Below are 5,309 nucleotides of genomic sequence, written 5' to 3' on the forward strand. Positions count from 1 at the left end.
GGCCCCGGCGCTCCCCGGGATCGGCCTGGGCGGCCTCGTCCTCAGCCGCCGGACGGGCTGAAAGGTGCCCCCGCCTCTCAAGTGGACGTGAGGCCGGAGACCGGTCTTCTAGGGGACGCACACCCCCTCGCACGTGCGCCCGGCCGCCGGCCGGAGGGGCCGTGCCGGTGGATCAAATGCCCGTCGCTGACGGCGACACGAACACGCCGAGGACCCACCAGCTCCCTCCGCACGACGGCTGCGACGGGCGGATCACCGGCACGGACCCGCCCCACCCACCGGACCGGACCCGTTGACCGCGGACCCGCGCGACCGCCGCGGCGAGCGGATCACCGGACCGAACCCGGGGCGGTACCGCAGAAGGCGCCCACCGGGCCGGCCTCGGGGCGTACCGCAGAGGACCCCCACCGGGCCGGCCCCGGGGACCGCACGCGCGACCCGTACATCCCCCACTAGGGCCAATCAACAGTTTCAAGGGCGTTTCGCCCTTAAATGGTGCGGGTGACCACGCCGCCCGCACACCCCCCGCAGTCACCGACCGCACCCCCCGTCCCGGACCGGCGGACGGCGCTGCGATCCGGGGCCGCGCTGGCCGCCGGAACGCTGACCGCGGGCTGCTCCACCACCGGAGCCGCCGCACCCCCGCCAACGCCCACACCCACACCCACGCAGCCCCGTCCCACCGACAGCCACCCGGCCACCGCCACCCCCGGCGACGCCACTGCCACCGCCACCGCCACCGCCCCCACCCCCCGCGCCTTCCCGTCCCAGCCCGCTGAGATCACCCACGGCCCCCGCACCCGCCCCCGGGTCGCCCTCACCTTCCACGGCCAGGGCGACCCGGCCATCGCCGCATCCGTGCTCGGCGAGGCGGAGAAGGCCGGCGCCCGCGTCACGGTGCTCGCCGTCGGCACCTGGCTCGACGAGCACCCCGACATCGCCCGCCGCATCCTCGACGGCGGCCACGACCTCGGCAACCACACCCTCCACCACCTGGACATCAACTCCATGCCGGAGGCGGACGCCGACGCGGAGATCCGCGGCTGCGCGGACCGCCTGAGACGGCTCACCGGCTCGATCGGCACCTGGTTCAGAGCCTCCCGCACCGCCCGCGCCTCCCCGGAAGTCGCCCGGCTGGCCCGCCGCGCGGGCTACCCCCACGTCCTCTCCTACGACGTCGACTCGCTCGACTACACCTCGCCGGGCGCCCCCGCCGTCACCCGCAAGGTCATCGGCGAGGTCCGCAACGGTTCCGTGGTGAGCCTGCACTTCGGCTACGCGGACACGGTGACGGCCCTCCCCTCCCTCCTGCACGAACTCGACCGTCGCGGCCTGCGCGCGGTCACCACCACGGAGCTGCTGAGCTGATGCAGATGCTGATGCACCCCACCGCCGTCGGGCGCGCACGGACCACCGGCGTCGCCGTCACCGCGTTCACCGCACTAGCCGCCCTCGCCGCGCTCACCGGACTCACGGGCTGCGGCAGCGAGCCGACGGACCACGCGACCGAGGCCCCGGGCAGCAAGCCGGCCGTCCAGCCGTCGTCCCCGCCGAAGAAGCCGCAGGTGCGGGTACTGCCCGGTATGCCCCCGGTGCTGAACCCCAAGGACGTCTACGCCGCGGACCGCCCGAACAAGCTCTCCCCGGTGGTCAAGGACTTCCCGTCCCGCGTCTACGTGCCCAACACCAACTCCAACACCGTCTCGGTCATCGACCCGAAGACGTACCGGGTCGTCAAGACGATCCCGGTCGGCACACAGCCCCAGCACGTCGTCCCGTCGTGGGACATGAAGACGCTGTGGGTCAACAACGACAAGGGCAACTCCCTCACCCCCATCGACCCGAAGACCGGCAAGGCGGGCAAGCCGGTCCCGGTGCACGACCCGTACAACCTCTACTTCACCCCGAACGGCAAGTACGCGATCGTCATGGCCTCGCTCGACCGCGAGCTCGTCTTCCGCGACGCGCACACCATGAAGCGGGTGAAGACGGAGCCGGTGAGCTGCTACGGCGTGAACCACGCGGACTTCTCCCTGGACGGCCGCTACTTCATCGCCTCCTGCGAATTCAGCGGCGACGTGCTGAAGGTCGACACCGAGAAGATGAAGGTGGTCGCGCAGGAGAAGATCCCGTTCACGGGCTCGATGCCGCAGGACGTGAAGATCTCGCCCGACGGCAAGAGGTTCTACATCGCCGACATGATGGCGGGCGGCGTGTGGGTCCTGGACGGCGACAAGTTCTCCAAGCCGACCCTGCTGCGCACCGGCAAGGGCACGCACGGCCTGTACGTCAGCCGCGACTCGCGCCGGATGTACATCTCCAACCGCGGCGAAGGCACCATCTCCATCTTCGACTTCACGAAGAACCGGCTCACGGAGAAGTGGCCGCTGCCCGGCGGCGGCAGCCCGGACATGGGCGGGGTCTCGGCCGACGGCAAGGTCCTGTGGCTGTCGGGCCGTTACGACTCCGAGGTGTACGCCATCGACACCGGCACGGGCACGCAACTCGCCCGCATCCCGGTGGGGAGCGGTCCGCACGGCCTCGCGGTGTATCCGCAGCCGGGCCGCTACTCGCTGGGCCACACGGGCATCTTCCGCTAGGACCTGACACGCCGCCGCCGTACGACTGGCGGTCCCCGGACCGCCACCACGGACCCGAGATCGTGCTGCCATGATCACAACTCGCCTGCGGCGCGGGGCCGCTGCCGTCGTCCTCTCCCTCGCGGCCGTCCGCCGCGACGTCTGCCGCGGCCCCCACCGGGGCCTCCGCCGGGGTCTTTGCCGTCCCGGTGGCCGGGGTCGCGGCCCCCGCGTGCCCGCAGTTCGCGGATCCGGTCAAGGCCGCCGCCTACCGCCGTGTGGACGTCGACCGGATCACCCCCGCCCCGGTCTGGCGCAAGACCCGCGGCACGCTGTACCGCAGTGACAGCCGCGGCCCGGTGACCGTCTTCGAGCAGGGCGGACCCTGGCCGAGAGCCACGGTTCACCGAGCGACGAGCAGCGCCTCGGACCCCACCGGCAGGTACCCGCCCGCCTGGAACGCCCGCAGACTGCGAGCGTTCCCCGGCGAGATCTGGGCCCACACCGGTTCACCCCCGCCCAGATGCCGAGCCGCCGTCACCAACTGCCGCCCCAGCCCGCGTTGCCGGGCGTGCTCGTCCACCTCGACCGCGACCTCCAGGCGTCCCGCGACCCCGCGCCCGAGGACCAGGACGCCGCCGTCCGCCGCCCACACCCGTACGGCGTCGCGCCGTTTGCGGGAGCCGGCCACGCGGGGATGGCCGGGGTCCTCGATCTCCCTGAGCCGCAGCGGCGGTGCGCCCGGCAGCGGGGAGCCGACGGCGAGCAGGTCGATCGTGTCCGTCGTACGGCCCGTGCGGTCCAGGAACGCCGTCAGGAACCGGGCGTTCATGCTGGCCGCGAGCGCGTCGCAGCGCGCGGCGCGCATCGCCTCGCGCACCCACTCGGGGTCCTCGTCGGTGAATACGACGGAGTGCGCGGTGAGGGCGAGGACCCCGGCGTCCCGGTGGCTCGGCTGGGGCACGACGGTCGTACCGCCGTCCGCGGGCGGGAAGTCACCCCGCGCGACCGCGTCCAGAATGTCCCGCAGGTTCTTTGTCGCCATGGCACTCCCTTGAGTCTCCACCCACTGGAAGGCCCAGACTCGCAGACATGCAGTCTTCCCCGCGGGGCCACCCCCATGACCCCCCGCACGACGGCACCGGCCTCTTCACCATCGGAGAGCTGTCCCGGAGCACCGGCCTGTCCGTCCGTACGATCCGGTACTGGTCGGACGAGGGCGCGCTGCCCCCGGTGACCCGTTCCCCGGGCGGCTACCGGCTGTTCGACGCCGCGTCCGTGGCCCGGCTGGAACTGATCCGCACGCTGCGCGAGCTCGGCCTGGGGCTGGACGACGTGCGCAAGGTGCTGGCCGGCGAGACGACGGTCGTGGAGGTGGCCGCCGCGCACGTGGCGGCGCTGGACGCGCAGATCCGCTCGCTGCAGGTGACCCGGGCGGTGCTGTCGACCGTGGCGCGACGCGGCTCGACCGCTGAGGAGATGACACTGATGAACAAGCTGGCGCGGCTCTCGGCCGCGGAACGCAAGCGCATCGTCGACGACTTCATGGAGGAGACGTTCGGAGGTCTGGACACGGCGGACCCCGACATCCGCACCCGGATGCGGTTCACCCTGGCAGACCTGGCGGAGGAGCCGACGCCCGAGCAGGTGGACGCCTGGGTGGAGCTGGCCGAGATGATCCAGGACCGGGGTTTCCGGGCGCGGATGCGGAAGATGATCGAGTTCAACGCGGCGGACCGGGGGCCCGATGTGCCGGCCGGCACCTCAGTGTGGTTCATGAGCCGGCTGGTGCAGCTCGCCGGTGAGGCGCTGGAGGGGGGCATCGAGCCCGGGTCGCCGGAGGCCGAGGAAGTGCTGCGAGGGCTGCTCGGCGACGCCGACCGGGCCGCCGTCCTGGAACGAATGGAGTCCGCCGCGCATGTCGAGATGGCCCGTTTCCGGGAGCTGAACGCGCTGGTGCGGGGGACGGAGCCGCTGTCCGTCCACCGGGAGGAGTTCGCCTGGGTACTCGCCGCACTCCGTGCCGGGGCGGCCCGTTAATCTGACGTCCGTAAACACGGCAGTACTACATGCAGTCATGCACGACGAAGGGGCGGATCGGTGGCGGACATCGAGGAAGCACGCAAGCAGTTCCAGCGGATCGATACGGATGGTGACGGTTTCATCACCGCAGCCGAGTTCAAGACCGCCCTGGCCCAGGAGGGCGACTGGAACGTCACCGAGTCGGTCGCCGAGGTGATCATCAAGACCCGGGACCTCAACGGGGACAAGGTCCTCTCGTTCGACGAGTTCTGGACCCACCTGAACAAGTGACGTCCGCCCCGTGCGACGCGCGCAGAGGGCGCCCATCGGATCTCCGGTGGGCGCCTTCTGCGGTACCGCCCCGGGTTCGGTCCGGTGATCCGCTCGCCGCGGCGGTCGCGCGGGTCGGTGGTCAGCGGGTCCGGTCCGGTGGGTGGGGCGGGTCTGTGCCGGTGATCCGCCCGTCGCGGCCGTCGTGCGGAGGGAGCTGGTGGGTCCTCGGCGTGTTCGTGTCGCCGTCAGCGACGGGCATTTGATTCACCGGCACGGCCCCTCCGGCCGGCGGCCGGGCGCACGTGCGAGGGGGTGTGCGTCCCCTAGAAGACCGGTCTCCGGCCTCACGTCCACTTGAGAGGCGGGGGCACCTTTCAGCCCGTCCGGCGGCTGAGGACGAGGCCGCCCAGGCCGATCCCGGGGAGCGCCGGGGCC

At 72.2% G+C, this 5,309-nt stretch carries 5 protein-coding genes and 1 pseudogene; 5 read left to right on the forward strand and 1 reads right to left on the reverse strand.

All coding sequences use genetic code 11. The features are described 5' to 3' along the window. Window positions 1-492: 492 nt before the first annotated feature. The 3 genes and pseudogenes from H305_RS0143390 to H305_RS55620 form a co-directional block, all read left to right on the forward strand. Window positions 493-1,368 carry a polysaccharide deacetylase family protein gene (locus tag H305_RS0143390; RefSeq protein ID WP_051371626.1) on the forward strand — a complete coding sequence of 292 codons (876 nt, stop codon included), beginning with the start codon at window positions 493-495 and terminating at the stop codon, window positions 1,366-1,368. Window positions 1,369-1,379: 11 nt separating this feature from the next. Continuing rightward, the gene (locus H305_RS0143395; protein WP_028805913.1) at window positions 1,380-2,600 is read left to right on the forward strand and encodes a YncE family protein; all 1,221 of its coding nucleotides are present in this window, start codon (window positions 1,380-1,382) and stop codon (window positions 2,598-2,600) included. Between the two features lie 70 nt (window positions 2,601-2,670). Continuing rightward, a pseudogene (locus H305_RS55620) lies at window positions 2,671-2,959 on the forward strand (ADP-ribosyltransferase); the annotation flags it as partial. A gap of 23 nt (window positions 2,960-2,982) precedes the next feature. Here H305_RS55620 and H305_RS0143400 read toward each other — a convergent pair. Continuing rightward, window positions 2,983-3,624, reverse strand: coding sequence for an N-acetyltransferase (locus H305_RS0143400; protein WP_028805914.1), 642 nt, complete (start codon window positions 3,622-3,624; stop codon window positions 2,983-2,985). Window positions 3,625-3,671: 47 nt separating this feature from the next. Here H305_RS0143400 and H305_RS0143405 point away from each other — a divergent pair, with 47 nt between their 5' ends. Both H305_RS0143405 and H305_RS0143410 read left to right on the forward strand, forming a co-directional pair. After that, window positions 3,672-4,619, forward strand: a complete 948-nt coding sequence (locus H305_RS0143405; RefSeq protein WP_051371627.1) for a MerR family transcriptional regulator — start codon at window positions 3,672-3,674, stop codon at window positions 4,617-4,619. 60 nt (window positions 4,620-4,679) lie between these two features. Continuing rightward, window positions 4,680-4,892, forward strand: a complete 213-nt coding sequence (locus tag H305_RS0143410; RefSeq protein ID WP_028805916.1) for an EF-hand domain-containing protein — start codon at window positions 4,680-4,682, stop codon at window positions 4,890-4,892. Window positions 4,893-5,309 lie beyond the last annotated feature (417 nt).

It is taken from the genome of Streptomyces sp. 142MFCol3.1 (assembly GCF_000424945.1).
GTDB classification, from domain to species: domain Bacteria; phylum Actinomycetota; class Actinomycetes; order Streptomycetales; family Streptomycetaceae; genus Streptomyces; species Streptomyces siamensis.

Excerpts from the sequence above, each read along its gene's own strand:
- H305_RS0143405 (WP_051371627.1), top strand. The coding sequence starts at position 3,672 with ATGCAGTCTTCCCCGCGGGGCCACCCCCATGACCCCCCGCACGACGGC.
- H305_RS0143395 (WP_028805913.1), top strand. The coding sequence starts at position 1,380 with ATGCACCCCACCGCCGTCGGGCGCGCACGGACCACCGGCGTCGCCGTC.
- H305_RS0143400 (WP_028805914.1), bottom strand. The coding sequence starts at position 3,624 with ATGGCGACAAAGAACCTGCGGGACATTCTGGACGCGGTCGCGCGGGGT.
- H305_RS0143390 (WP_051371626.1), top strand. The coding sequence starts at position 493 with ATGGTGCGGGTGACCACGCCGCCCGCACACCCCCCGCAGTCACCGACC.